The following is a 26,656-nucleotide window of genomic DNA, read 5'->3' as shown; positions in this document are numbered from 1 at the left end:
TTACTGAACCCGTTTTGCCTTTATTCCGACTTTTGCGAGCTGGTCCTGCACACTGCCTTCACCGGCAAGGTGCCCTGCGCCCACGGCGACAAAGACCGTGCCCGGCTCCGCCATGCGGGCCTGCAGCCACTGGGCCCATGCCTTGTTGCGGTTGGTGATGAAAGCCGCGCGCATGGCCTCGTCCGACTCGTCCTCGTTGAGCAGGCTGGCAAGTTCGTCGGCGCGGCCGGTCTTCCAGGCGGTGACCACTTTCGCGACGTCCTCGCGCAAGGTCGGCAACTGGTCCAGCACTTCGCCAAGGTAGCGGTTCTGGCTTTCGAGCGGCATGCCGTCGAACAGTTCGATCTGGTATTCAGGCGTTTCCAGTGCCTTGCGGGCCTTGTGCTTTTCCGCCGCCCGGGCCTCGATCAGCGTCTCGACGCCGTTGGCCTTGTCGTAGCCGGCGGCCTTGAGCGGCAGCAGGGACAGCAGCAGCCCGGCATACCACGGCTCGAAACGGTCGAAGGCTTCGGCCGGGATGCCCATGCCGGCCAGCGCCTTCTCGAAGGCCGCCCGCTCTTGCGCAGGCAGGCTGGCGCGCAGGGTCGTGCCGTCGCGGCGCATGCCCTTGTCGATGAAGAGTTGCTGGAGCGATTCGGCAGAGCCGATCTCGGTTTCGGTGACCAGCAGGTCGGACGAATCGAAGGCCTTTTTCACGGGCCCCGCGAACCAGTGGGTATCTTCCGGCAGGATGTGGATCGTGCCGAAGAGGTAGATCGTGGTGTCCTTGTCCGCGATCTTCCACATGGCAGGGCGTGCGGGCGCCTCCTCCTGCGCCAGCGACGGCGTGGCGGCAAGAAGGCCAAGGGCGGTGGCAGCGGCAAGACGGACCCGGGATTTACGGAAGAATTTCATCGCCATTCCATGAAACGGTACAGGCAAACGTGCGATTAACGGCGCCTCTGGGCTTGCCTTAGCGGCATCGATTGCTCCGGGGTAGCGCTCTGTGTCACGATCGCGTCGTTCAGCGCGGTTGATTTGCCGGTGTCGATCCGCCAAAGGCCGGCTGTTCAAGAGTTTTGACGGGATTTCGATGTCGACCGCCGTGCCATCCGCAGAAAGGCAGCCGCTAAGCTTTCAGGACATGATCCTGACGCTCCATGATTTCTGGAGCAAGCAGGGCTGCCTCATTCTCCAGCCTTACGACATGCGCATGGGGGCGGGTACGTTCCACCCCGCGACCACGCTGCGCGCGCTCGGTCCCGAACCGTGGAAGGCGGCCTATGTCCAGCCTTCGCGCCGCCCGACCGACGGTCGCTATGGCGAGAACCCGAACCGCCTCCAGCACTATTACCAGTATCAGGTGATCCTGAAGCCGAACCCCGAGAACCTCCAGGAGCTTTACCTGCAGAGCCTCGCGGCGATCGGCGTCGATCCGCTGGCGCACGACATCCGCTTTGTCGAGGACGACTGGGAAAGCCCGACGCTGGGCGCCTGGGGGCTGGGCTGGGAAGTCTGGTGCGACGGCATGGAAGTGACGCAGTTCACCTATTTCCAGCAGGTCGGCGGTTATGACTGCAAGCCGGTTGCGGGCGAACTGACTTACGGCCTCGAACGCCTTGCGATGTATATCCAGGGCGTGGACTGGGTCTACGACCTCAAGTTCAACAGCGAAGGCGTTACCTATGGTGACGTCTTCCTCGCCAACGAGCAGCAGCAGTCGAAGTACAACTTCGAAATCGCCGACACCGACGCGCTGTTTGCCGGTTTCAAGGCTGCCGAGGCCGAGTGCATGCGCTGCATCGAGGCGGAAATTCCGCTTGCCGCCTATGACCAGGCGATTGAGGCCTCGCACCTCTTCAACCTGCTGCAGGCGCGCGGCGTGATCTCCGTGCAGGAGCGCGCAAGCTACATCGGCCGCGTGCGTGAACTCGCCAAGGGTTCGTGCAAGGCCTGGATCGACAAGAACAAGGACCAGTGGGAAGCCAAGTTCCCGGGGTGGAGCGCATGACCGACTTCCTTCTCGAACTGCGCAGCGAAGAAATCCCCGCGCGCATGCAGGCCGGCGCCCGTGCCGACCTTGAAAAGCTGTTCCGCAAGGAAATGGAAGCGGCCGGCGTTGCCGTGGGAGACGTCACCGTCTGGTCGACCCCGCGCCGCCTTGCGCTGATTGCCCATGGTCTGCCGCTGGCGACCGAGGCCGTCCGCGAGGAAACCAAGGGCCCCGCCACCAGCGCGCCCGAGCAGGCACTGGAAGGCTTCCTGCGCAAGACCGGCCTTACGAAAGACCAGCTCGAAGTCCGCGACCTCAAGGGCAAGGACACCTATTTCGCGGTTGTCGAGAAGCCCGGCCGCGCGGTGAAGGACGTGCTGGCAGAGGCGATCCCCGCCATTGTCCGCGCGTTCCCCTGGCCCAAGTCGCAGCGCTGGGGGGCGGCTTCGCTCTCCACCGAATCGCTGCGCTGGGTGCGTCCGCTCTCGGGCATCGTTGCGGTGCTCGGCGAAGATCTGGTCGCGTGCGAGGTCGGCGGCATTGCTTCGGGCTACGTTACCAAGGGCCACCGCTTCCACGCCCCCGGCGAGATCACCATCGGCGGCGCGCATGACTATGCGGACAAGCTGCGCCTCGCCCATGTCCTCGTGAACCATGAGGAACGTCAGGACATCGTGCGCACCAAGGCGCGCGAGGCGGCTTCGGCTGCCGGTCTGGTGCTGGTGGAGGACGAGGGCCTCGTTGTCGAGAACGCGGGCCTTACCGAATGGCCGGTGCCGCTGCTCGGCCGGTTCGAGGAGGACTTCCTCGAAGTTCCGCCCGAAACCATCCAGCTTACCGCCCGCGTGAACCAGAAGTACTTCGTCTGCGAGGACGCTTCGGGCGGGCTGGCGAACGCCTTCGTTTGCACCGCGAACATCGTCGCCACCGATGGCGGCACCGCCATCGTCGATGGCAACCGCAAGGTCCTGGCAGCCCGCCTGTCGGACGCGCGGTTCTTCTGGCAGCAGGATCGCAAGACGGCGCTTTCGGTCCACGCCGAAAAGCTGGCACGCATCACCTTCCACGAGAAACTGGGCACGGTCGCCGACAAGGTCGAGCGCGTGGCCAAGCTGGCCGAATGGCTGGCGAGCGAAGGTGTGGTGCCGAATTGCGATCCGGCGCTGGCGCGTCAGGCGGCGGAACTTTCCAAGGCCGATCTCGTCACCGAGATGGTTGGAGAATTCCCCGAACTTCAGGGGCTTATGGGTGGTTATTACGCCCGCGCCGAAGGTCTGCCCGATGCCGTCGCCGATGCCATCCGCGATCACTACAAGCCAGTCGGGCAGGGCGATGAAGTCCCCACTGCCCCGGTGACGGTGGCCGTGGCGCTGGCGGACAAGCTGGATACTCTGCGCAGCTTTTTCGCGATCGACGAGAAGCCCACCGGCTCGAAGGACCCCTTCGCGCTGCGCCGTGCGGCGCTGGGCATTATTCGGCTGATTACCGACAACACCTTGCGCTTCGGCGTGGCCGAGGGCGATCTGCTCGACTTCTTCGTGGACCGCCTGAAGGTCCAGCAGAAGGAAGCGGGCATCCGCCACGACCTGATCGATGCGGTGATCGCGCTGGGCGGCGAGGACGACCTCGTGCGCCTGCTGGCCCGCGTCCATGCGCTTCAGGCCTTCGTGCAGACCGATGACGGCGTGAACCTGCTTGCGGGGTACAAGCGCGCGGCGAATATCCTCAAGAAGGAAGATTTCTCCGGCGCCATCGCCCGCACCGGCGACGAGGATCCGCTCGAAAACGTCGACGATCCCGACATGAAGGACGTCTACGCCGCGCGCGGTTCGCTGCCTTATGCGGCCGAGCCTGCCGAGCAGGCGCTGCTCGATGCCGTGGCAGCGGCGGAACCTCAGGCGGCCAAGGCGGTCGAGGGTGAGGACTTCGCGGCGGCCATGACCGCGCTTGCCACGTTGCGGGCGCCGATCGACGCCTTTTTCGAAGGCGTCACGGTCAACGATGCCGATCCGGTCAAGCGCCGCTCGCGCCTCGCCTTGCTTGATCGCTTCCGCAGTGCAGTGCACAACGTGGCGGACTTCTCGAAGATCGAAGGATAAGGGTCTCCTCCCCCGACGGTTCTCGAAGGAGCATACGAGCCAGGACAGGAAAGTCGGGGGATAGATGAACAGGCAGGTCTACACGTTCGGCGGCAGCGCGGGGAACGATGTCAGGAATGACGATCCTCGCGGGCGCGACAAGGTCGTGGTCGGCGGCAAGGGTGCGAACCTGGCCGAAATGGCCGGGATCGGCCTGCCGGTTCCTCCCGGTTTCACCATTACCACCGAAGAATGCGTGAAGTACCTCGCCGAAGGCGGGGACTTCTCGGATGCGCTGCGCACCGATGTGGCCGAGGCGCTGACGCATATCGAGAAGACCGTCGGCAAGGCTTTTGGCGACGCCGCCGATCCGCTGCTGGTCTCGGTCCGTTCGGGCGCGCGGGTATCGATGCCGGGCATGATGGACACGGTCCTCAACCTTGGCCTCAACGATGCCACGGTCGAGGGGCTGACGCAGACCTCGGGCGACGAACGTTTTGCCTGGGACAGCTATCGCCGCTTCATCCAGATGTATTCCGATGTCGTCCTCGGCCTCGATCATGGGCGCTTCGAGGAAGCGCTGGAGATCGCCAAGGAAGACAACGGCTACATGAACGACGTCGAGATGACGGCGTCGAACTGGAAGGCCGTGGTCAGCGAATACAAGGGCATCGTCGAGGAGGAACTCGGCCGCCCGTTCCCGCAGGATGTGCACGAACAGCTCTGGGGCGCGATCCGGGCGGTGTTCGATTCGTGGGATTCCGACCGCGCCAGGGTCTATCGCCGCCTCAACGACATTCCCGGTGACTGGGGCACGGCGGTCAACGTCCAGGCCATGGTCTTCGGCAACATGGGTGATACCTCGGCCACCGGCGTCGCCTTCACCCGCGACCCGGCGACCGGGGAAAAGGCCTATTACGGCGAGTGGCTGGTCAACGCGCAGGGCGAGGACGTCGTCGCCGGTATCCGTACGCCGCAGTATCTCACCAAGGCCGCGCGTGAGCGGGCCCGGGCCAACCCGCTGTCGATGGAAGAGGCGATGCCGGAGGCCTACACCGAGCTTGCCGCGGTGTTCGAGCTTCTCGAAAAGCACTACCGCGACATGCAGGACATCGAGTTCACCGTCGAGCGCGGCAAGTTGTGGATGCTGCAGACCCGCTCGGGCAAGCGTACTGCCAAGGCGGCGCTCAAGATGGCGGTCGACATGGTGGACGAGGGCCTGATCGACGAGGCGACCGCGATCCGGCGTGTCGATCCGATGGCGCTCGATCAGCTTCTGCACCCCACGCTCGATCCCAAGGCGCCGCGCGACATTCTCGGCAAGGGCCTTCCCGCATCGCCGGGGGCGGCTTCGGGGGCTATCGTGCTTGATGCCGACACTGCCGAAAAGCGCGCGGAAATGGGCGAGGCGGTCGTGCTTGTCCGGGTCGAGACCAGTCCCGAGGACATTCACGGCATGCATGCCGCCAAGGGCATCCTGACGGCGCGTGGCGGCATGACCAGCCATGCCGCCGTGGTGGCGCGCGGCATGGGGCGCCCGTGTGTCTCGGGCGCCTCCGGCCTGTCGATCGACATGAAGAGCCGCACCTTGCGTATGGGCAGCCGGGCGCTGAAGGAAGGCGACGTCATTACGCTCGATGGCGCCACCGGTGACATCATGGCCGGAGAAGTGCCGACCATCGAGCCGGAACTGGCGGGCGATTTCGCCACGCTGATGGTCTGGGCCGACAAGCACCGCCGCATGAAAGTGCGCACCAATGCCGAAACCCCGGCGGATTGCCGGATGGCGCGCCAGTTCGGTGCCGAGGGCATCGGCCTGTGCCGGACCGAGCACATGTTCTTCGACGCGGGCCGGATTTCGGCCGTGCGCCAGATGATCCTCGCCGAAGACGAAGCCGGGCGCCGCGCGGCGCTGGCCAAGCTGCTGCCCGAGCAGCGCGCCGACTTCACCGCGATCTTCGAGGTCATGGCCGGCCTTCCGGTCACCATCCGCCTGCTCGATCCGCCGCTGCACGAGTTCCTGCCGCACGGTGACGGCGAGTTCGCGGAACTGTCGGAGAGCATCGGCATCGGCGTCGAGACGCTCAAGCGCCGGGCCGACGAACTCCACGAATTCAACCCGATGCTGGGGCATCGTGGGTGCCGCCTTGGCATCACCTTCCCCGAAATCTACGAAATGCAGGCCCGCGCCATCTTCGAGGCGGCCTGCGACGTGGCTGCCGCATCGGGCGAGGCGATCGTGCCGGAAGTGATGATTCCGCTGGTCGCCACCCGGCGCGAGTTGCAGATCCTCAGGAAGGTGGTCGACGAGACTGCCGCCAGGGTCTTTGCCGAAAAGGGGCAGGTGCTCGATTACATGGTCGGCACCATGATCGAACTGCCGCGCGCGGCGCTGATGGCGGGTGAGATTGCCGAGGAGGCGCGGTTCTTCTCGTTCGGCACCAACGACCTCACGCAGACGACGCTTGGCGTTTCGCGCGATGATGCGGCGCGTTTCCTCAGCCCTTATGTCGAGAAGGGCATCTACCCGCGCGATCCCTTCGTCAGCCTCGATATAGAGGGTGTCGGCCAGCTTGTGCAGATGGGAGCCGAGCGTGGGCGCGCGGTCCGTTCCGATCTCAAGCTGGGCATTTGCGGCGAGCATGGCGGTGACCCGGCCTCGATCGCGTTCTGCGAGAAGGTGGGGCTCGATTACGTCAGCGCCTCGCCCTACCGGGTTCCCATCGCGCGCCTCGCGGCAGCGCAGGCGGCACTGGCGACATGAAAAAGGCCGGGGCAACGCTCCGGCCTTTTTCTTATTTCTTCCAGCCGGATAGGGTTAGAATCTCGAAAGTTTCGACGGTCTTGCCGTTGGCTCCGGCGGCCTCGAACGCGGCCTTGGCGCGCGCCAGCGCGGCCTTGCCGAGCGCCGGCCCGGGGTCGGCCAGGACGCTGGAATGGGCCTGGGCACGCAAGTCGCCGATCAGGCGCTCGAAGCTGCGGAACGAGACCTGGAGCGGGCGCTGGTCGATCACCGGGTCGGCATAGAGCGTGCGCTGGAGCAGTTGCCCGCCCGCCCGCACGTCCACCATCGGATGGATGCGGGCGGCGGGGCGATCGGCGTCGGCGGCCAGCATGATCTCGCGCAGGCGCGGCAGGCTTCCCGAGGACAGGAAGCTGGCGATCAGCATGCCGCCCGGGGCCAGCGCCCGGCGGGCGTGGATCAGCGCGCCGGGCAGGTCGTTGACGGTATCCAGCGTGCCGAGGCTGGCGATGAGATCGAAACCGTCGAAGGGGTAGGGCGCCTCCTCGTCGAACCCGGAGGCGGGTTCCGCCTCGACCACCTCGATGCCGCGCAGTCGCAGGCTCCGGGCGAGAGAGCCGGTCCAGTCGCCGATCACCAGCGCGCGGCGTGGTTCGAAGCGCAGGAACGAGAGGCGTTCCTCGACATCCTCGATCATGTCGTCGAGCAGGTAGTGCGGCGCGTCGGGCAGGCGTTGCAGCGCCTCGGCGCGGCGGCGGGCGGCGATGCGGCGGGACGGGGCGAAGATACGCGGCGGGGCGGGGGGAGTGCTTTCGGCCATCGCTTGGCTCCCTGCCGCGTCCGGCGGCTTCGCGCAACCTTGCAGGCGGCTTCGCGGATGAACAGCTTGTAGCTTGCCGTGGCGCCCGGGCCGCCTAGTCTCGGCGCGATGGAGATTGGCAAGGCGCTTGCGCCGCTGTTGGACCTTGTATTCCCGCCGCGCTGCCCGCTGTGCGGCACCGCGATCGTTGCCCAGAACGGGCTCTGTCCGGCGTGCTGGCAGCAACTGGTGCTACCCGGCGATCCCGGTTGCCGCACGTGTGCCAGGCCCTTCAAGCAGAGCATACCGCAAGGCGCGATGTGCGCGCCTTGCATGGCCGATCCGCCCAGGCATGACGGCATTGCTGCGGCCACGCTCTACAACGATGCCTCGCGGCGCTTGGTGCTGGCGCTCAAGCACGGCAACCGCATCGCGCTTTCGCAGATGATGGGCGGGCTGATCGCTGGCCGCATGAGTGATGTCGACGCGGACTGGCTGGTGGTTCCGGTGCCGCTGCATCGCTGGCGGCTCTGGCGGCGCGGCTACAATCAGGCGGCGGAGCTGGCCCGCGCCCTCGCCCGGCAGCGGGGTGCGCGATTAGGCGTCGCCGTGCTGGAGCGCCGCAAGGCCACGCCCTCGCTCGGCGGCCTGGGACGCGGGGCGCGCCAGCGGGTGCTGTCGGGGGCGATCGCAGTGTCCCGGCGCCATCGTCCTTTGGTGAAAGGCGCGCGGATCGTGCTGGTCGACGATGTGCTGACCAGCGGTGCGACCAGCGATGCCTGCGTGGCGGCGCTCAAGCGCGCGGGCGCCCGCAAAGTGGTGATCGGTTGTTTTGCCCGGGTTCTGGACGAGGCGCTTTGACCTCAGGGCAGGCTTTGAAAAGGAAATGTCCGATTGGGGCAGCGTAAAGACGAAAACGCCCGGAGCCAAATTGGCTCCGGGCGTTCTCGTGACGAAACTCGTGGACCCCGCTAAGCGGTTCGGCGGCCCCCCTGCAGGCCGCCTGGTCCGATCCCTCAATTCTTCCCTGAACCGTGGTGCCTGTTTCCTGATATTGCCTTGGCATTTCTGCCGGTGAGACATCTATCAGTCAGCGACCTAAGGTCGGAAGCAGCCCCCCAGCTGCAAGGCGACATTCCCAGCAAACGCGGGGGTTGAAAAGGGGCTTGAGCACGTTACGGGGATTTTGGTGATCGGCTGTGGTTATCGTGCAACAACCATTTGGCCGTGACGTATCTGGGGAATATATCTGAAATGTCCGATACCGGTTCCGAGATTTCCAAGGCCGAACGCGAGCAAGGTTCTGCTTTCCTTCCCAAGTTCGACGCGCAGGGGCTGGTGATCGGCATCGCGGTGGACGCCCTGACCCGGGAAATCCTGATGGTGGCGTTCATGGATGCAGAAGCTCTGGCGCGCACGCGTGAGACCGGGCTTGCCCATTTCCATTCGCGCTCGCGCGGGAAGCTGTGGCTGAAGGGCGAGACTTCCGGCCATGTGCTGCGGGTCGAGGAGATCCGAGTCGATTGCGACCAGGACGCGATCGAACTGCGGGTCCGGCCGGAAGGCCCTGCCTGCCATACCGGAGCGCGCAGCTGCTTTTATCGTCGTCTCACCGACGAAGGACTCGAATCGGTAGAGGGCTGAAGGATTTGCGGGCTCGCTCCGGGCCTGCAAGTTCATCGCGCAAGAAATGCATATAGAACAGTCTGTTTCAGGCTTATCTGTTCAATTCAGCATGTTAGGCTGAAATTGAGAGGGCCTTCGATTGGCCCGATCCGACGGACGTATCGTCGCAACGCGCTCGCATGCTGCACTGCGAAAGGGAAGGCTCCCGGTCGGCAGTGGTGATTGGCGCGCGATCCCTATTGCCCTGCGATAATTGCAAAAACTGTTTTTCGACTGTCCCGTGGCCGGTGTCTTGCCCCTTCACCGGCCGAGGGAAGACTCGTGCCTGCTGACCGGAACCGGCGCGGGTCGACTTGGGGCAGCGAAGGAGAGGTCGTCGGCCTGGAAAGGTCGTTCGGGGCGCAAAGAAGGAAGGGAAAACCTCATGATGCAACGTCTAACCGTTACTGCCGCCGCCGTGGGCCTGCTGGCAGTCGCTCCAACCGCCGCCATGGCGGGGGAGAAGGCCGCTCAATCGACGCTGAGCGCGTCGAAGCTCAAGCTGGCTGCGCTGACCGGGGATTTCGGCAGGAGCAAAGGCTGGCAGGGCAGCCGGCACGGCAACAAGTGGGGCAACAGCGGCGACCACCGCAATGACGGGGATCATCGTCCCCCCGTCGGCGGAAACAAGTCCAACGGCTGCTGACAGGCCATGAGACGGACCGTGGCTGCCTCGAGGGGCAGCCACGGCCTATATCCTGGCGTTCAGTCCAGAACTTCGTCGAACAGCGAAAGCATCGCGGCCCAACTTTGACGGTCGGCACTGGCGTCGTAACCGAGGGCGGCCATGCCGCGTTCGTCGCTGCCGCGGTCGGTGAAGCCGTGGCGCACGCCGGAATAGGCGTGGAAGTGCCAGTTGGCCCCGGCCTTGTCCATTTCCTCCCAGAAGCCGATGACCTGTTCGCGCGGGACCAGCGGATCGGCATCGCCGTGGCAGATCAGGATGCGCGGGCGGATCGTGCCCGGTTCCGCGGGATTGCGCGTTGCCAGCGTGCCGTGGAAGCTGACCGCGGCCAGCAGGTCCTGGCCCTCGCGTGCGGCCTCGAGAACCGCCTGACCGCCCATGCAGTAGCCCACGCCGAGCATCGGCAGGCCTTGCGCTTCGGGCAGCGCGCGCAGTGCCGCGATGGCAGCGGCGATGCGGCCACGGTAATGGGCGTTGTCGGCGCGCAGCGTGTCGGCCAGCGGGAACGAGGCCTCGAAGCTGGCGACGGGCTCACCATAAAAGTCGGCGACGAGCGTAAGGTAACCAAGCTCCGCCAGCATCTTCGCGCGGCGTTCCATCGGCGCGTTGACGTTGGCGATGGTCGGGAAGAGGATGACCGCAGCGCGGACCTCGCCCGAGGGGCGGGCCAGCCAGCCGGTCAGCTGCTGACCGGCGTGGCTGTAGGCGATAGCGTCCATCCCGCTCATTCCGGCAGGAAGTCCGGCACCGAGAGATAACGCTCGCCGGTGTCGTAGTTGAAGCCGACCACGCGCGAGCCTTCGGGCAGCGAGGGCAGCTTCTGGGCGATGGCGGCCAGCGTTGCGCCCGAACTGATGCCGACCAGCATGCCTTCCTCGGTCGCGCAGCGGCGTGCCCATTCCTTGGCGTCGGCCGGGTCGACCTGGATGGCGCCGTCGATCGACTGGGTGTGCAGGTTGCCGGGGATGAAGCCGGCGCCGATGCCCTGGATCGGGTGCGGGCCGGGCTGGCCGCCGGAAATCACCGGCGAAAGCGTCGGTTCCACGGCATAGGCCTTGAGCGAGGGCCAGGTCGCCTTGAGCGTCTCGGCGCAGCCGGTGAGGTGGCCGCCGGTGCCGACGCCGGTGATCAGCACGTCGACCGGGGTCTCGGCGAAGTCCGCGAGGATTTCCTGCGCGGTCGTCTTCACGTGGACGGCGACGTTGGCAGGGTTGTCGAACTGCTGCGGCATCCACGAGCCGGGGGTTTCGGCGATGAGCTCGCGCGCGCGCTCGATCGCGCCCTTCATGCCCTTTTCGCGCGGCGTCAGGTCGAAGCTGGCGCCATAGGCCAGCATCAGGCGGCGGCGCTCGATCGACATCGATTCGGGCATGACAAGGACCAGCTTGTAGCCCTTGACCGCCGCGACCATGGCGAGGCCGATGCCGGTGTTGCCCGAGGTCGGCTCGATGATGGTGCCGCCAGGCTTCAGGGTACCGTCGGCCTCGGCGGCCTCGATCATGGCAAGCGCGATGCGGTCCTTGATCGAACCGCCCGGATTGCCGCGCTCCGCCTTGATCCAGACCTCATGGTCCGGGAACAGGCGCGAGAGGCGGATATGCGGGGTATTGCCGATGGTGGCGAGGATGCTGTCGGCCTTCATTGCTCTTGCTCCCAACGTGGTGCGAAGGTTCGGGCCCGGCGGATCTCGGGGAAGCCCCAGGCCCAGATTGCGGTAATGACTATGGCAGCGGTGCCGCCGAAGACAACTGCGCCGGTTGCACCCAGAAGTGCGGCGGCGACACCCGACTGCATCTCGCCAAGCTCGTTCGAGGCGGAGATGGCGAGCCCGGAAATGGCGGAAACGCGCCCGCGCTTGTCATCAGGCGTGCGCAGCTGGACCAGCGAGCTGCGGATGAACACCGAGATCATGTCCGCCGCGCCGATCAGCGCGAGGAAGCCCAGCGAGACGGCAAAGCTGCGCGACAGACCAAAGCCCAGCGTCATCGCGCCGTAGGCGGCGACCGACACGAGCATCTTGACGCCGACGTTCCTCGCCAGCGGGCGGAACGAGAGCCAGAGCGCGACGACGGCGGCGCCGGCGGCCGTCGCCGCGCGCATCTGGCCGAGCCCCTCGGGGCCGACATGCAGGATGTCGCGCGCGAACACCGGCATCAGCGCGGTGGCCCCGCCCAGCAGCACTGCGAAGAGGTCCAGCGTGATGCAGCCGAGCAGGAAGCGTTCGCTCCAGATGAAGTGGAAGCCATCGACGATCTGGCGCAGCGGGTGCGCCTTGCGCGCATCCACGGGCACCGGCGGAATGTTGCGGATTGCCAGGATATTGAGCGCGGCAAGCGCCATGAGTGAGGCCGCGACCCAGTAGGGGGAGGCGTGGTGGCTGGCGAAGAGGAAACCGAAGGCCGCAGGGCCGACGATCGTACCTGCCTGCATGGCGATCGAGTTGAAGCCGATCGCGCGGGGGATCAGGCTGCTTGGCACGATGTTGGGGGCGATTGCGCTCATCGAGGGGGCGACAAAGACGCGCACGGCGCCGTGAACCGCGGCAAAGATGTAGAGTGCGGGCAGGCTGCGCCAGTCGAGCGTGGTGGTGATGCCGAGGCCGAGCGCGACGAGGATGTCGATGCCCATGGCAAGGCCGGCCACCCGGCGCCGGTCGAACCGGTCGGCGATGACGCCGGAAATCGGGGTCAGCAGGAAGATCGGCAGGAACTGTGCAAAGCCCAGCAGGCCAAGCTGGAACGAGGCCTGGGTGATCGACATGCCATAGTCGCTGCGGGCGACGTCATAGAGCTGGTAGCCGATGATGACGACCATGCCGGTCGAGGCCAGTACCTGGAAGAACCGGGCAAGCCAGAACTTGCGGTAATCGGCGATGCGCAGCGGGGATGTCGGTGGGGATGGGGGCTGCGCTGGGGCGGCTGCAGGGGAAGGGGGCGTATTCACGTCGGGCTGCATGGCAGCATGACCGGCGCTTGCCAAGTCATGCTGCCATGGGGAGCCGATAGGTTATGTTTGGGATCAATAAGTAAACCGCGCGGTGAGGCGCACGTCACGGCCGGCGATCGGCACGAAGTCGCGCGTTTCCGAGGCGGCGAGGCGGCCCGTTGCGTCGAGCAGGTTGTCGGCGGCGAGGATCAGCGAGAGCGGGCCGTCCTGGCCCATCGGGCGCCAGGTGGCGCTGAGGTTGACGAGCGTGAAGGCGCTGGTCGGGTTCTCGTTCTCGGTCACGCGGTCCTGCTTGGCGTTCCATTCCACTTCCCCGCGCAGGGTGACGGCCGGCGAATCGAATTCGAGGCCGCCGCGCGTGCGCAGCGGGGGAATGCGGGGTACCGGGCCCATGTTGACCAGCTTGGCATGGGTATAGTCGACCCCGCCGTCGGCCTTGAGCGCGTTGTCGCCCCAGCGTGCGAAGGTCAGCGCGCCTTCAGCCTCGATGCCGCGGAAGCGGGCGGGGGCCTGGAGGTACTGGTAGACCGGGAAGTCCTCGATCACTTCGCCGGTCGGAACGGCGGTGATGAAGTTGTCGAAGTTGGTGCCGAACAGGGTGACCGAGCCGACAAAGGCGCCGCCATTGTAGCGCAGTCCTGCCTCGACGGTGTTGCTCTTCTCGACCGTGAAGTTCGGGTTGCCGCGTTCGTAGGACTGGGTGGCGTCATGCAGGCCGTCGACGAAGAGTTCCTCGGCCGACGGTGCGCGTTCGCCGTGCGAGAAGTTGGCCGAGAAGGTCAGCGTGTCGGTGGCGTGCCAGGCGACACCGGCAACGGCGGCGTACTGGTCGAAGTCGCGGTGCTCGGTGGCCGGGATCGTGCGGATCTGCGTGTTCTCGTAGCGCAGCGCGCCTTCGAGGTCGAAGCGGCCGACTTCCAGCTGCTGCAGCGTGAAGACCGCGAAGCGGTTGGTGTTGTTGTCCGGCAGCAGGGCCTCGTCGCCGCTGATGTCGAGGCGCGAGGACGAGTACTGGACACCGGTCGAGCCGCTCCAGATGCCGCGCTTGGCCTGGTCGGCCTGGAGGCGCACTTCCACGGCCTGGTTGTGGAACTGGGTGCCGATGTCGCCGTCCTCGATCTCGGCGTGCTCGTAGTCGCCATAGGCGCCGCGCACTTCGAGGCGCTTGAGGAAGCCGGTGAGGTTGAGCCCGGCGCGCAGGTCGACGCGGGTCTGGCGCAGCGAGATGCTGGTGGCCTCGGGATCGGTCGAGGGACGCGGCGGGATGCCGTAGTCGGTGGCGAGACGCTGCACCGAGACGCCGATGTCGCCGCCGTCGTCGATGAAGGCGAGGCCGCCGCCGTAGCTCCAGCCCTCGGTGCCGCTGTTGGCGATCTTGCCCTTGGCGTTGGCCTGTTCGGTGAGCGTGGCGGCGCCGGTCAGGTCGCCGGCGGCGGCAAGGTCGCTCGCCTGGGTCAGCGTTTCGGCGCGCAGTTCGGGCGAGAGCACGTGGCCGCCGACGTGGAGGTCATCGCTGTGGTAGTAGGAAGCGTCGAAGTGGGCAACGAGGCGGCTGGCAAGGCGCACGTTGGTGGCAATGCCGCCGTTCACCATGTCGGCGGCGGTGCCGAAGGAACCGAGTGCGTCGACGGTGAAGGCCTTGTCCGGCACGCTGCGCGGGATGCGCTTGTCTACCGCGTTGACGGCGCCGCCCGAGGGATCGCTGGCGTAAAGCAGGACGCGGGGGCCGTGGAGCACTTCGACACGCTCGACATTGAGCGTGTCGAGCGAGACGGCGTGGTCGGCCGACACCGAGGAGGCATCGAGCGAGCCGATGCCGTCAAGCAGCACCTGCACGCGCGGACCGTCAAAACCGCGCAGGACCGGGCGCGAGACACCCGGCGCGAAGCCGGTGCTGGAGACGCCGGGCAGGCTTGCCAGCATTTCGCCGATCTGCGGCTTGATGTCGCGGGTCAGTGCCTCGCCGGTCAGCACCACGGGGGCGCTGATCGGATCGGCATTGCCGGAGATCACGCGGCCGGTGACGATGATTTCCGGGCCGTTTTCCTGCGGATGAGCGCTGTCTGCAGTCGCGGCAGCGTCAGCGTCAGCGGCAAATGCGGCTCCCGGTGCGGCAAGCAGGGCAGTGGTGGCAAGGGCGCCGGCAGAGGCCAGCAGGGCGATTCGGGCTTGGGGCGTCTTCATGGCGCCTGGGCTAGTGGTGATGTTATACTGTATCAAGAGGTAATCGCAGCATGACGTAAAATTCATGTTGCAGTGCGGTGAAGGTGCCACGCAAGAAAGCCGCCCGGAGCGGATCCGGGCGGCTTTCTTGCGTGATGCCAATGGCTGGCAGGTGTTACCGGCGCGGGCGGAGGCGCGGATTGGGCTGCGTGGCGTCAACCAGCTTGAGGAAGTCATCGATGCGGATGATGCGTTCGAACTGGAAGCCGGAGCGGCCTTCGTGCGACCAGATCAGGTGGGCCTCGATCCGTCCCACCACGGGCAGGCGCATCACCAGCCGTTCGCCGCGATCAAGCGCAAGCTCGCCCTTGCACATGAAGCCCTGGGCGGAAAAGTTGACGATATGCAGGTGGACATCGCCCAGTTGGCGATGCTCGGCGATCAGCTTGTGATCGACAGGGTGGCGGGTTGCCCGCCGCTTGTCGGTTACAGAGAGCTGGGCTCCTGCACTCATGTTCTTGTCCGCCTATTGGTTGCCGCCGTGAAACGGTACAGTGCATCAAAATGGCAAACAAACGGTAAACTTCCGGCAGGATTTTGCCGCCTGCCGGAAGTAATGCATTGATGCGGCTCTTTCAGGCGCCGCGCAGGATCGCGTGCTTCTTCTTGCCCAGGCTCAGCTTTCGGGTTTCGCCGGAAGCCACTTCGATCAGGAAGCCGGGATCGTCCATGGTGACATCGTCCAGTTTCACGGCGCCTTCACCGATCTTGCGCTTGGCCTCGCCGTTGGAGGCGGTGAAGCCGAGTTCGGTGAGCGCCGCGCCGAGGCGAACGCCTTCGCCGGTGACGTCGAGCGTCGGCAGGTCCTGACCGAGGCCGCCGCCCGCGAACGTTGCCCTTGCGGTGGCTTCGGCGGCGACGGCAGCATCCTCGCCGCGGCACAGCCGGGTCACTTCGTTGGCCAGAACGACCTTGGCATCATTGATCGCGGCGCCTTCAAGCGCTTCGAGTCGGGCGATCTCGTCCAGCGGCAGGTCGGTGAACAGGCGCAGGAACTTGCCGACGTCGCGGTCGTCGCAATTGCGCCAGTACTGCCAGAAGTCATAGCTCGGCAGCATCTCCTCGTTGAGCCAGACCGCGCCGGAGGCGCTCTTGCCCATCTTGGCGCCGTCCGCGGTGGTGAGCAGCGGTGTGGTCAGGCCGAACACTTCCTTGCCGTCCATGCGGCGGGTCAGTTCGATGCCGTTGACGATGTTGCCCCACTGGTCGGAGCCGCCCATCTGCAGGCGCACCTGCTTCTCCTTGCAGAGGTGGCGGAAGTCGTAGCCCTGCAGGATCATGTAGTTGAATTCGAGGAAGGTCATCGGCTGCTCGCGCTCGAGGCGCAGCTTGACCGAATCGAACGAGAGCATGCGGTTGACCGTGAAGTGCGTGCCCACTTCCTGGAGCAGCTGGATATAGCCGAGCTGGCCCAGCCAGTCCTGGTTGTTCACCATGACCGCGTCGGTCGGGCCGTCGCCGAACTTCAGCAGGCGCGAGAAGATCGAGAAGATGCCCTTGATGTTGGTCTCGATCGTCTCGTCGGACAGCATCTTGCGGCTTTCGTCGCGCCCGGTCGGGTCGCCGATGCGGGTGGTGCCGCCGCCCATCAGCACGATCGGCTTGTGGCCGGTCTGCTGGAGGCGGCGCAGCATCATGATCTGCACGAGACTGCCGATGTGCAGCGACGCGGCGGTCGCGTCGAAGCCGATGTAGCCCGGCACGACCTGCTTCTCTGCGAGAGCGTCGAGGCCCTCGGCATCCGTCGTCTGGTGGATGTAGCCGCGTTCTTCGAGGACGCGGAGCAGGGAAGATTTGTAGGTCATGACCGTGCTTCTTGTTTATGGGAGCGGGGCGCCTAGCATGGGGGGCGCAGGATATGAAGCAATTGGTCGCGTTCGTGGTGATATCCGACCGAAACCGAAGCGGTCCGGATTGCCAGCATGACCCGCGCGGCTCTACGCAGGGGCCATGTCCGACCTGATCTGCCACCCCGCCCATCCGCCCGTCCTTGTCCGTTCGATGGAGGCCCGCGTGATCGGCCTCGACCAGAGCTGGCTGCGTGTGCGCTGGCGGATCCTGGGTGCGGGCAAGCTGGTGGTTCCCGCCTTTGCGGGCAAGGGCCGGGCCGACGGGCTCTGGAACACCACCTGTTTCGAGCTGTTCCTCCAGGCGCCCGGCGCGGAGCCTTATGTCGAGATCAACCTCTCGCCGTCCGAGCGCTGGAACGCTTATGACTTTACCGCGCGCCGGGAGGGCATGAGCGCGCGGCCGATGCCGCGCGAACCCGAATGCACGATGCGCAAGGGCTCCGACATCGCCATCTTCGATGCCGCCATTCCCGCCGCCGGCCTGCCGGACCTGCCGCTCGGCATGGGCTTCACGGCCGTGATCGAGGAAGAGGGCGGCGTGCGCAGCTTCTGGGCGCTTTCCCACAGCGGCGAGGCGCCTGACTTCCATGATCCGGCTTGCTTCACGCAGGCGCTTGCGGCACCCACCGCGTCATGAAATTCGGTATCGATCGCCTGCTGGCGGACCCTGAACTGCGCAAGCCCCTCGAAGGGCGCCGCGTCGCGCTTGTCGCCCATCCCGCTTCGGTGACGGAGGACCTCGTCCATTCGCTTGACGCGCTGATCGCGGCGGGGGTGAACGTGACAAGCGCCTTCGGCCCCCAGCACGGCCTCAAGGGCGACAAGCAGGACAACATGGTCGAGACGGCGGACGAGCTGGACCCGACCTATGGCATCCCCGTCTACAGCCTCTATGGCGAAGTGCGCCGCCCCAGCGCGGCGATGATGGCCAGTGCCGACGTGTTCCTGTTCGACCTCCAGGACCTGGGCTGCCGCATCTACACGTTTGTCACCACGCTGCTCTATCTGCTGGAAGCGGCGCAGGAACAGGGCAAGAGCGTCTGGGTGCTGGACCGTCCCAATCCCGCCGGTCGTCCGGTCGAAGGGCTGACGCTGCTGCCGGGGCAGGAGAGCTTTGTCGGTGCCGGACCGATGCCGATGCGCCACGGCCTGACGCTGGGCGAGATGGGCCACTGGTTCATCCGTCACTTCAAGCTCGACGTCGATTACCGGGTGATCGCGATGGACGGCTGGGAGCCGGAAGGCCCCGGATTCGGCTGGCCGCTCGACCGGGTGTGGATCAATCCCAGCCCCAATGCCGCCAATCTCAACATGGCGCGGGCTTATGCCGGGACGGTGATGATCGAGGGGGCGACGGTTTCGGAAGGACGCGGCACCACGCGCCCGCTCGAAGTGCTGTTCGGCGCGCCCGACCTCGACGCCAAGGCGGTTCTGGCCGAGATGCAGCGCTTTGCGCCCGAGTGGCTGGAAGGCTGCGCCTTGCGCGAGTGCTGGTTCGAACCGACGTTCCACAAGCATGCGAAGAGCCTGTGCAGCGGCCTGATGATTCATGCCGAGGGCCCGTTCTACGATCACCACGCCTTCCGGCCCTGGCGGCTTCAGGCACTGGCGTTCAAGGCGATCCGGCGCCTCTATCCCGACTATCCGATCTGGCGGGATTTCCCGTATGAGTACGAGTTCACGCGGCTTGCGATCGACGTCATCAACGGCGGTCCGGGGCTGCGGGAGTGGGTCGACAATCCCGATGCGCTGCCCGGTGATCTGGAGGCGGCGGCCGGTGCGGACGAAACCGCGTGGACGGCCGAAGTCGCCGATCTGCTGCTCTATCGCTGAACAGGATGCCTCAGGGCTTCGCCGTTTCGGCGAAGCCCTGAGGATGCCGCCGCTGCTTAGAAGCGGATGCCGCCGGTGAGCACGGCATGGCGGCGCTGGAAGTTGATGCCTTCAAAGCTGCCGAGATCGGCGTAGTTGATCTCCACGCCGACATAGGCCTTGCTCGACAGATTGTAGTCGAGACCGATGCCGCCCATGACGCCGTCGAGCGTTTCGGTGCCGGATTCGCCTGCGTAGGTCGCCTTAAGCTTCATGCGGTCGTAGCCGAGCTTGCCGTAAAGCTGGAGGGCGGAGCCGAGGTTGAGGCCGATGCGGCCGCCTGCGGCCAGGTTGCCGTCCGAACCCAGGCAGTAGCCGCTCGCGCAGTCCTTCGAGCGGGCATAGTCGTAGTTCACGAAGGGACCGACGGTGACTTTCGTGCTGACCGGAATGTCATAACCGATCTCGCCGCCAATCGAGACCGACTGCCCCAGCTTGTAGACGTCGTCGTCGCTGACGGTCGGGGTTTCCAGACCGACGCGGGCTTCGACGCGCAGCCCGGAAAGCCTGGCTTCGTCGGCGAGCGCCGGCTGGGCCAGAAGGGCTGCGGAGATGAGGCCGTACTTGATGAAATGCATAAATTCCCCCTATTGGAGAAAGCGCACCCGCTTCTCCATTCATTCGATACAGTGTTGTTATGATTTGGTTCTGCGCACCCGAATGGAGCGCCCTTAACGAAGGGGGTGGACGTTCTCAATCGGCAATGGCGGTTACTTTTTTGAAATCCGCCGATAGCGTCACCGCATTGTTTGGCGTCGACGCGAAAGGCTGAGCGTCACGCCTTCTTGCGCGACAACTCCCGCATCGCCGCGTCGAGCCCGTCGAGCGTGAGCGGGAACATCGCCCCGCCCATCAGTTCGCGGATCATGCGGGTGGAGCCGGAATAGCCCCACTGGTTCTCCGGCGTGGGATTGAGCCACACGGTGGCCGGATACGTCTGCGTAACGCGCTGCAGCCAGACGGCGCCGGCCTCCTCGTTCATGTGCTCGACCGAGCCGCCGGGATGGCTGACTTCGTAAGGGCTCATCGCCGCGTCGCCCACGAAGATCACCTTGTAGTCGTGCCCGAACTTGTGGAGCAGGTCCCAGGTCGGGGTGCGCTGCGACCAGCGGCGGCGGTTGTCCTTCCAGACGCCTTCGTAAAGGCAGTTGTGGAAGTAGAAGAACTCCATGTTCTTGAACTCGGCGCTGGCGGCGCTGAACAGGTCTTCCATCATCGCGATGTACGGATCCATCGAGCCGCCGACATCGAGGAACAGCAGCACTTTTACGGCATTGTGGCGTTCGGGACGCATGACCACGTCGAGCCAGCCCTGCTTGGCGGTGCCCCGGATCGTCTCGTCGAGGTCGAGTTCCTCGGCCGCGCCTTCGCGGGCAAACCGGCGCAGGCGCCGCAGCGCCACCTTGATATTGCGGGTGCCGAGTTCGCGGGTGTTGTCGAGATTGGCGAATTCGCGCTTTTCCCAGACCTTGATCGCGCGGCCGTGTTTGCCTTCACCGCCGATGCGGATGCCCTCGGGATTGTAGCCCGAATGGCCGAAGGGCGAGGTGCCGTTGGTGCCGATCCACTTGTTGCCGCCGGAATGGCGCTTTTCCTGCTCCTCCAGACGCTTCTTCAGCGTCTCCATGATCTCGTCCCAGGAACCCAGCGACCGGACCTGCTCCATCTCCTCCTGCGAGAAGTAGCGCTCCGCCACCTTGCGCAGCCAGTCCTCGGGAATGTCCACCGGCTGCTGGCCATAGTCGGTCAGCACGCCCTTGAAGACCTTCTGGAACACCTGGTCGAAGCGGTCGAGCAGGCCTTCGTCCTTCACGAAGGTCGCCCGGCTGAGGTAGTAGAACGCCTCGGGCGTGCGCTCGATCACCTCCCGGTCGAGCGCTTCGAGTAGCACCAAGTGTTCCTTGAGCGAGGCGCCGATGCCCGCGGCGCGCAGTTCCTCGACGAAGTTCAGCAGCATGGCAGCTCTCGCCGGTCGACCGAACGGCACAGGGAAGCAACGAGGCGGGCAGGGGCCGGGCAAGCGTTCATGCCCATCGCATAGCCTATCGCGCGGCGGGTGGGAAACGCCTGCCCGATGACCGGCGGACGATTGAGAGGGCGCCGCGAAGCTTTATAGATCGCACCGTGCAACTTACCCCGAATCAGATCGCCCGCCTTCGTGAAGATGCCGTCCGCGCGCTGCAGCGCCGGGACGGCCCGGCAGCGCTTGCGGCGCTGGAGCCGCTGATGCAGCTTCCCGATCCGCCGCTGCTGTCGGCGGCGCAGGCCTTTCTCTTCGCGGGAGACCCGCGCCAGGCGGATGCGGTGCTCGACAGGGTGCTGGCAGCCGACCCGCGCCATATCGGCGCGCTCCTGCTCAAGGGGGAGGCGCATGGCCAGATCGGCGACAGCCGGGCCGCCACGGCATTCTATCAGGCAGCGCTCGACACCGCCGCCCGGACGCCGAACGTGCCGCAGGGCCTGCAAGGTGCGCTCCAGCGTGCCAGCGAGGCTATTTCCGGCTTCGCTTCGCGTTACGAGGAAGAACTGCGCGGGCGGCTGGAGCAGGAAGGCATTCGCGGCGCGGCGATGAGCCCGAGGATCGCCGAGGCGCTCGACATCCTGACCGGGCGCAAGCAGGTCTTTGTCCAGCAGCCGCAGAGCTTCTATTTCCCCGGCCTGCCGCAGAACCAGTTCTACGAGCGCGAGGCCTTCGACTGGGTTCCCGCGCTGGAGGCGCAAAGCGAGGTCATTCGCGCGGAACTGGAGGGCGTGCTGGGCGAGGACGATGGTTTCCGGCCTTATGTCGAATCCGAACCCGGACGGCCTCCCAAGGCCAATGCCATGCTGGGCGATCCGCGCTGGGGCGCCCTGTATCTCTGGCGCGGCGGCGAGCCGGTGGCGCGGCAGGCCGAGCGCTGCCCGCGCACGATGGCGGCACTGGAAGCTGCGCCGATCCCGCGCATCGCCGGTCGTTCGCCGATGGCACTGTTTTCGCGGCTCAAGCCCGGCATGCATATCCCCGCGCACACCGGGTTCCTCAATACCCGCCTGATCTGCCATTTGCCCTTGGTGGTGCCGCCGGGGTGCAGCCTGCGCGTGGGCAACGAGGTGCGTTCGTGGGAGCCGGGCAAGTTGCTGATCTTCGACGACAGCATCGAGCATGAGGCATGGAACCGCGGCGAGGACGACCGCGTCGTTCTGCTTTTCGAGATCTGGCGTCCGGAGATCAGCGAGCAGGATCGCGCCGCCCTGACCGTGATGTTCGAGTATATCTCGGCCTACGACGCCTGACCTGAAAGGGTGTGGGGCACCCGTCCGGCGCTCGGCGACGCTGGTCTTGCTGGGGCCAACCCTACCGGGGATCGACACCGGGCGGCGGCGGGGGCTGGCGCGGCCACTGCTCCAGCGCGGGGTCGATCATTGCCCATTGCGGTGCGTCCTCGGTCCAGATCACGGCGTCGGGCTTGAGGCCGTGTCCGGCATCGAGCGCGCCGAGGCGCATGGTCTTGAGGTGCGGGCGGGCCGAACTCTGCGCAAAGATCTGGGTGCCGCATCGGGGGCAGAAGTGGAAGGTCAGCCTGTTGCCGCTGGCGGCCTGCCATGCCGAGGCGGCAAGATCGCCGTCGATGGCGACGTCCTCGACCTTGAAGATCGCGTTGTTGGTGGGGCCGCCGGCGGCAAGCTGCTGGCACTGGCGGCACCAGCACTGGCGCGTGGCGACCGGTTCGCCCGCGATCGCGAGCGTGACGGCGCCGCAGACGCAGCCCCCGGAATAGGGTGCGGTCATCGTGTCAGTTCCCCCGGCGCGCCATGAAGGCGAGCCTTTCGAACAGCATGACGTCCTGTTCGTTCTTGAGCAAGGCCCCGTGGAGCGGCGGGATCGCCTTGGCGGCATCCTGGTTCTGCAACACGTCGAGCGGCATGTCCTCGGCCAGCAGCAGCTTCAGCCAGTCGAGCAATTCGCTGGTGGAGGGCTTTTTCTTGAGCCCGGGCACTTCGCGCAGTTCGTAGAAGATCTCCATCGCGCGGGTGACCAGCGTCTTCTGGATGCCCGGGAAATGCACGTCGACGATGGCCTGCATTGTCTCGCGGTCGGGGAACTTGATGTAGTGGAAGAAGCAGCGGCGCAGGAAGGCGTCGGGCAGGTCCTTCTCGTTGTTCGAGGTGATGACGACGATCGGGCGTTCGGCGGCGGCGACGTGCTCGCCCGTCTCGTAGACGTCGAAGGCCATGCGATCGAGTTCGGCAAGGAGGTCGTTGGGGAACTCGATGTCGGCCTTGTCGATCTCGTCGATCAGCAGCACCGGAAGGCGCGGGGAGGTGAAGGCTTCCCACAGCTTGCCGCGGCGGATGTAGTTGTTGATGTCATGGACCCGGGCATCGCCGAGCTGGCCGTCGCGCAGGCGACCGACCGCGTCGTACTCGTAAAGGCCCTGATGCGCCTTGGTGGTGGACTTGACGTTCCAGGTGATCAGCGGGGCGCCGAGCGAGGCGGCGATCTGTTCGGCCAGCACGGTCTTGCCGGTGCCCGGCTCGCCTTTCACCAGCAGCGGACGGCGCAGCAGCACGGCCGCATTGACCGCGACCTTGAGGTCGTCCGTGGCGACGTAACTGCCGGTGCCTTCGAAACGCTGCATCATCCATCCTTAGTTGATCGCTTGATGGGTAGGTTTTGCCTCGCCGCATGGCAAGCGATCTGGCGCGGGTCTTATCGAAGGCATGGACTTCGCCGCCGGGGCGTTGCAAGCAGTCGCAAAATTGGGGCTGCTTATCTTGCGTGAAATGAACTGGCTGGGCGCGGGCCGGGTGCGGGGCTACCTGCGCCTGCTCGCCCTGCTCAATGCGGCGATGGTGATCTGGCTGCTGGCGACCTCGCACGGCGGGGTGGACGCCAATGGGTTCCTGCTGGGCAGCGACTTCATCAGTTTCTGGACCACGGGGCGGATGCTGATCTCCGGCGCCGACCCGTATGACGCGGCGGCGCATATTGCGGCGCAGCGCACCTTTTTTGCCTCGGCGAGCGGTTACACCGCGTTTTTCTATCCGCCCTCGTTCCTGGCGCTGTGCTGGCCACTCGGCTGGCTGGGCTATTTCCCGGCACTGGCGGCATGGCTGCTGGCGACAGGCGCGCTCTATGTGGCGGCGGTGCGGGTCTGGTGGCGTGAACTGCCGGTACTGGCGCGCCTCGGCATGCCGCTGTGGCTGCCGCTTCTGGCCTATCCGGCGATGGTGATCGTGGTGACCCATGGGCAGACCTCGTGGCTGCTCGCTGCCTTGCTGGGAACGGGGCTGCTGCTGGTTCGCCGCCAGCCCGTGCTGGCAGGCCTGTGCCTCGGCCTCGCGACGGTCAAGCCGCAGTTCGGCGTGCTGGTGCCGCTGGCGCTCATCGCCTCGCGCGAATGGAAGGTGGTGCTGGTGGCCGCGTCCACCGCGCTGCTGCTGGCGGGACTGTCGGCCTGGGCGTTCGGCCCGCAGCTCTGGGTAGAGTGGTTGGACGCGAGCGCGCGTGCACAGATCGCGATGGCTGATGGCGCCGTGGGTTTTGGCAAGATGACAAGCGTATTTGCGGCGCTGCGCCTGCTGGGGACGGCGAGCGTGGCTGCCTATGCGGTGCAGGCGCTGGTGGCGGCAATGGTCGCGGCGCTGGTCGTGACCCATGGCTGGCGCAAAGGGTGGCGGCCGGGGCTGGCGGCGCTGGTTCTGGCGGGAGCGCCGCTCGCAACGCCGTTCGTGCTCGACTACGACATGGTGCTGCTGGCCTTCCCGATGCTCTGGCTCACGGGAGAGGGGCTGCGGGGCGGGTTCCTGCCTTACGAAAAGCTGGTGCTGCTGCTCGCCTTCGTGGCCACGGCCTTTGCCAGGCCCCTGGCATTGAACCTGTCTGTTCCGATCATGCCGCTGGTGTTGCTGGCCTTTTTCGCCATAGTCTGGCGCCGGGCAACCTTGCGCCCCGCCGCGCATTGCGAGGATCAGCCCCAACCGGAAGGAGCCTGAAGTGCCCGCAGCCAAGCCGCGCGCCGCGCGCAATATCGCGCTGTTGATCGATGCCGACAATGCCTCGCCCGCCAATCTGGAGGCGGCGCTGACCATTCTGGGCGACCTGGGTTCGGTCAATGTCCGGCGGGTCTACGGCAACTGGAGCAAGGTCTCGCTGAAAGGCTGGTCGAAGCTGGTGCTGCGCCATGCGCTGGAGCCGCAGCAGCAGTTCGACGTGACCAAGGGCAAGAACGCCACCGACATGAAGATGACCATCGATGCGATGGACCTGCTTTACGGCGGCCATATCGACGGTTTTGGCCTGATGACCAGCGACAGCGATTTCATGCCGCTCGCCATCCGGATCCGCCAGAACGGCACGCCGGTCTACGGTTTCGGCACAAGCCGCACGCCGGAGGCGTTCCGCGAGGCCTGTACCCGTTTCATCGACCTCGATACGCTGCCCGACGCCGATGCCGACGACAACGCGGCGCCGTCGTCGGCCCCGCCGCCCCTCGATGCCGACCTCGTGAAACTGATCGGCGAGGCGTGGAAGGCCAGCAAGCGTGACGAGGGCGGGTTCGCCAGCCTGTCCGAAGTCGGCCAGCGGGTGGCCAACCGATCGAGCTTCGATGCGCGCAGCTATGGGTTCTCGCGGTTGTCGGAACTGGTGCAGACCCTGCCCAACTTCGCCACCGAGAAGCGTGAGAGCGGGCTGTTCCTCAAGCGGATGCGCTAGGAACCCGCCAGCCTAGGCGGCGTGGACAGATTCCTCGAGGTCACGATAGCCCCCATTTGCCCCCCGGCTAGGCGCGCGGACGCGGGAAGAGTGGTTCTCTTTCAAGGCCGTGCAACGCTGCCGGGGGGCACATGGGGGCTACCCCGAAGGGGCCGGACCAAAACCCGCCACTTCGGCGTCGGTTCGGCTGGAACTATCGACATAGTCCTGCGCCTCGCCTCCTTGAATTGACGGGTTTTGCCTCCGGTCGTGACCTCGAGGAATTTGTCTACGCCGCCTAGTCCAGAGGGCGGAAAAACCGCGCTCCTTGGGCAGTCTTCAGGCCGATTCCAAACCGGCGAGTAACCGTTGCTGTCATGGTTTTAACTTTTTCGAACAGCGTATTGGGTTTGACAGTGGTTGCCCGGAAATTCTAATCTCGCCCTTGAGGTATTCTTGCCTCACAGGGGGAATTAGCATGAAATTGAAGTATGCCGCGGGCTTCTGCCTGCTGGTGTCGGTTGCTGCTGCGGGTCAGGCACAGCAACAGGAGGCAGCCGTGACTCCGGGGGTGAATCCGGCGGTGGCTCCAGCCGAAAAGCAGGTTGCCGTGATGGTCGCGCAGCCGCAGGACAACATCCTGCGCGCAGGCCTTGAGGTTCCGCTGCTCACGCGTGAGGAACTGACGACCAAGGGCAAGAAGCTGAAGGTCGGCCAGCGTTTCCAGATGGAAGTTGCCGCCAACATCGAGCGTAATGGCATGGTCGTGATCCCGGCAGGCACGCCGGCGATCGGCGAGATCACCGAAGTGCGCAACAAGGGCATGTGGGGCAAGTCGGGCTATATCGGCGCGCGTGTCGTGTCGATCCGTCTCGGCGATCGCAATATCCGCGTGACCGGCACGTTCGACGACAAGGGTGTTACCGGCACGGGCGGCGTTGTTGCGGCCATCGCCTTCGTGCCGATTGCCGGGTTCCTGACCACTGGAACCAGCGCGTTCATCGCGACGGGCTCCCCGGTCAAGGGATTCCTCGACGAGGATGTGACCTTCACTGCGACTTCCGCGCCCGCGCCAATCCCGGTGGCGGCTACGCCCGTAGCGCCGGCAGCGTCTTCCGGCGCCCAGTAAGAATCACATCGGACTGAT

General features: G+C 65.8%; 24 protein-coding genes. 12 read left to right on the top strand and 12 right to left on the bottom strand.

The genetic code is table 11. The annotated features are described in order from the left end of the window. The gene (locus CA833_RS15910) at positions 1-894 is read right to left on the bottom strand and encodes a TraB/GumN family protein (protein WP_242526141.1); all 894 of its coding nucleotides are present in this window, start codon (positions 892-894) and stop codon (positions 1-3) included. Between the two features lie 178 nt (positions 895-1,072). Here CA833_RS15910 and CA833_RS15905 point away from each other — a divergent pair, with 178 nt between their 5' ends. The 3 genes from CA833_RS15905 to ppdK all read left to right on the top strand — a co-directional run bounded on the left by CA833_RS15905 (position 1,073) and on the right by ppdK (position 6,814). After that, positions 1,073-1,990, top strand: a complete 918-nt coding sequence (locus CA833_RS15905; protein WP_207078609.1) for a glycine--tRNA ligase subunit alpha — start codon at positions 1,073-1,075, stop codon at positions 1,988-1,990. After that, the gene (gene glyS / locus CA833_RS15900; protein WP_207078608.1) at positions 1,987-4,071 is read left to right on the top strand and encodes a glycine--tRNA ligase subunit beta; all 2,085 of its coding nucleotides are present in this window, start codon (positions 1,987-1,989) and stop codon (positions 4,069-4,071) included. Before CA833_RS15905 ends, glyS begins: the two co-directional genes overlap by 4 nt. Before the next feature lie 64 nt (positions 4,072-4,135). Continuing rightward, positions 4,136-6,814, top strand: a complete 2,679-nt coding sequence (gene ppdK / locus CA833_RS15895; protein ID WP_207078607.1) for a pyruvate, phosphate dikinase — start codon at positions 4,136-4,138, stop codon at positions 6,812-6,814. Positions 6,815-6,845: 31 nt separating this feature from the next. On the opposite strand, the gene CA833_RS15890 is transcribed toward ppdK, so the two are convergent. Next, positions 6,846-7,613, bottom strand: a complete 768-nt coding sequence (locus CA833_RS15890; protein ID WP_207078606.1) for a bifunctional 2-polyprenyl-6-hydroxyphenol methylase/3-demethylubiquinol 3-O-methyltransferase UbiG — start codon at positions 7,611-7,613, stop codon at positions 6,846-6,848. 108 nt (positions 7,614-7,721) lie between these two features. On the opposite strand from CA833_RS15890, the gene CA833_RS15885 reads away from it, so the two are divergent. From CA833_RS15885 to CA833_RS15875, 3 genes are all read left to right on the top strand, one after another. Continuing rightward, positions 7,722-8,453 (top strand): ComF family protein, encoded by a 732-nt coding sequence (locus tag CA833_RS15885; protein WP_207078605.1) that lies wholly within the window; start codon positions 7,722-7,724, stop codon positions 8,451-8,453. 393 nt (positions 8,454-8,846) lie between these two features. After that, on the top strand, positions 8,847-9,236 hold the full coding sequence (hisI, locus tag CA833_RS15880) for a phosphoribosyl-AMP cyclohydrolase (protein WP_207078604.1): 390 nt from the start codon (positions 8,847-8,849) through the stop codon (positions 9,234-9,236). A 406-nt stretch (positions 9,237-9,642) separates the two neighbouring features. Further along, complete coding sequence (locus tag CA833_RS15875) at positions 9,643-9,903, top strand: hypothetical protein (RefSeq protein ID WP_207078603.1); 261 nt, start codon at positions 9,643-9,645, stop codon at positions 9,901-9,903. A 59-nt stretch (positions 9,904-9,962) separates the two neighbouring features. On the opposite strand, the gene CA833_RS15870 is transcribed toward CA833_RS15875, so the two are convergent. The 6 genes from CA833_RS15870 to tyrS form a co-directional block, all read right to left on the bottom strand. Continuing rightward, positions 9,963-10,661: a dienelactone hydrolase family protein gene (locus CA833_RS15870; RefSeq protein WP_370584523.1), complete on the bottom strand. Its 699-nt coding sequence runs from the start codon at positions 10,659-10,661 to the stop codon at positions 9,963-9,965. A gap of 5 nt (positions 10,662-10,666) precedes the next feature. Beyond that, positions 10,667-11,584, bottom strand: coding sequence for a cysteine synthase A (cysK, locus tag CA833_RS15865; RefSeq protein ID WP_207078601.1), 918 nt, complete (start codon positions 11,582-11,584; stop codon positions 10,667-10,669). Next, complete coding sequence (locus tag CA833_RS15860) at positions 11,581-12,885, bottom strand: MFS transporter (RefSeq protein ID WP_242526140.1); 1,305 nt, start codon at positions 12,883-12,885, stop codon at positions 11,581-11,583. The genes cysK and CA833_RS15860 overlap by 4 nt, the downstream gene beginning before the upstream one ends. Positions 12,886-12,960: 75 nt before the next feature. Then, entirely contained in the window at positions 12,961-15,072 is a 2,112-nt protein-coding gene (locus tag CA833_RS15855) for a TonB-dependent receptor (protein ID WP_142633527.1), read from the bottom strand. A 154-nt stretch (positions 15,073-15,226) separates the two neighbouring features. After that, entirely contained in the window at positions 15,227-15,565 is a 339-nt protein-coding gene (locus CA833_RS15850; protein WP_142633529.1) for a PilZ domain-containing protein, read from the bottom strand. 121 nt (positions 15,566-15,686) lie between these two features. Continuing rightward, a complete protein-coding gene (gene tyrS, locus CA833_RS15845) occupies positions 15,687-16,916 on the bottom strand; it encodes a tyrosine--tRNA ligase (RefSeq protein ID WP_142633531.1) in 1,230 nt (409 codons plus the stop codon). A gap of 145 nt (positions 16,917-17,061) precedes the next feature. On the opposite strand from tyrS, the gene CA833_RS15840 reads away from it, so the two are divergent. After that, the gene (locus CA833_RS15840) at positions 17,062-17,598 is read left to right on the top strand and encodes a DOMON-like domain-containing protein (RefSeq protein ID WP_207078599.1); all 537 of its coding nucleotides are present in this window, start codon (positions 17,062-17,064) and stop codon (positions 17,596-17,598) included. Next, a complete protein-coding gene (locus CA833_RS15835) occupies positions 17,595-18,794 on the top strand; it encodes an exo-beta-N-acetylmuramidase NamZ domain-containing protein (protein WP_207078598.1) in 1,200 nt (399 codons plus the stop codon). The genes CA833_RS15840 and CA833_RS15835 overlap by 4 nt, the downstream gene beginning before the upstream one ends. Positions 18,795-18,850: 56 nt before the next feature. Here the strand turns inward: CA833_RS15835 and CA833_RS15830 are convergent, their stop codons facing one another. Both CA833_RS15830 and CA833_RS15825 read right to left on the bottom strand, forming a co-directional pair. Further along, positions 18,851-19,411 carry an outer membrane beta-barrel protein gene (locus CA833_RS15830; RefSeq protein WP_207078597.1) on the bottom strand — a complete coding sequence of 187 codons (561 nt, stop codon included), beginning with the start codon at positions 19,409-19,411 and terminating at the stop codon, positions 18,851-18,853. A 197-nt stretch (positions 19,412-19,608) separates the two neighbouring features. Beyond that, positions 19,609-20,790, bottom strand: a complete 1,182-nt coding sequence (locus tag CA833_RS15825; RefSeq protein WP_207078596.1) for a VWA domain-containing protein — start codon at positions 20,788-20,790, stop codon at positions 19,609-19,611. Between the two features lie 167 nt (positions 20,791-20,957). On the opposite strand from CA833_RS15825, the gene CA833_RS15820 reads away from it, so the two are divergent. Beyond that, on the top strand, positions 20,958-22,106 hold the full coding sequence (locus CA833_RS15820; RefSeq protein ID WP_242526139.1) for an aspartyl/asparaginyl beta-hydroxylase domain-containing protein: 1,149 nt from the start codon (positions 20,958-20,960) through the stop codon (positions 22,104-22,106). A 61-nt stretch (positions 22,107-22,167) separates the two neighbouring features. Here CA833_RS15820 and CA833_RS15815 read toward each other — a convergent pair whose 3' ends face one another. Next, the gene (locus tag CA833_RS15815) at positions 22,168-22,602 is read right to left on the bottom strand and encodes a GFA family protein (RefSeq protein ID WP_207078595.1); all 435 of its coding nucleotides are present in this window, start codon (positions 22,600-22,602) and stop codon (positions 22,168-22,170) included. Between the two features lie 4 nt (positions 22,603-22,606). After that, entirely contained in the window at positions 22,607-23,452 is an 846-nt protein-coding gene (locus CA833_RS15810) for a MoxR family ATPase (RefSeq protein WP_142633543.1), read from the bottom strand. Positions 23,453-23,597: 145 nt separating this feature from the next. Here CA833_RS15810 and CA833_RS15805 point away from each other — a divergent pair, with 145 nt between their 5' ends. The 3 genes from CA833_RS15805 (at position 23,598) to CA833_RS15795 (ending at position 26,638) form a co-directional block, all read left to right on the top strand. Further along, a complete protein-coding gene (locus tag CA833_RS15805) occupies positions 23,598-24,809 on the top strand; it encodes a glycosyltransferase family 87 protein (protein WP_242526396.1) in 1,212 nt (403 codons plus the stop codon). Position 24,810: 1 nt separating this feature from the next. Continuing rightward, the gene (locus tag CA833_RS15800) at positions 24,811-25,530 is read left to right on the top strand and encodes an NYN domain-containing protein (protein WP_242526138.1); all 720 of its coding nucleotides are present in this window, start codon (positions 24,811-24,813) and stop codon (positions 25,528-25,530) included. 457 nt (positions 25,531-25,987) lie between these two features. Continuing rightward, positions 25,988-26,638, top strand: coding sequence for a hypothetical protein (locus CA833_RS15795; RefSeq protein WP_207078593.1), 651 nt, complete (start codon positions 25,988-25,990; stop codon positions 26,636-26,638). Positions 26,639-26,656 lie beyond the last annotated feature (18 nt).

The sequence above is a fragment of the Novosphingobium sp. KA1 genome, from assembly GCF_017309955.1.
GTDB lineage: Bacteria > Pseudomonadota > Alphaproteobacteria > Sphingomonadales > Sphingomonadaceae > Novosphingobium.
Note: the sequence above shows the minus strand (reverse complement) of the source record. Positions and strands in the feature narration are given on the sequence as shown.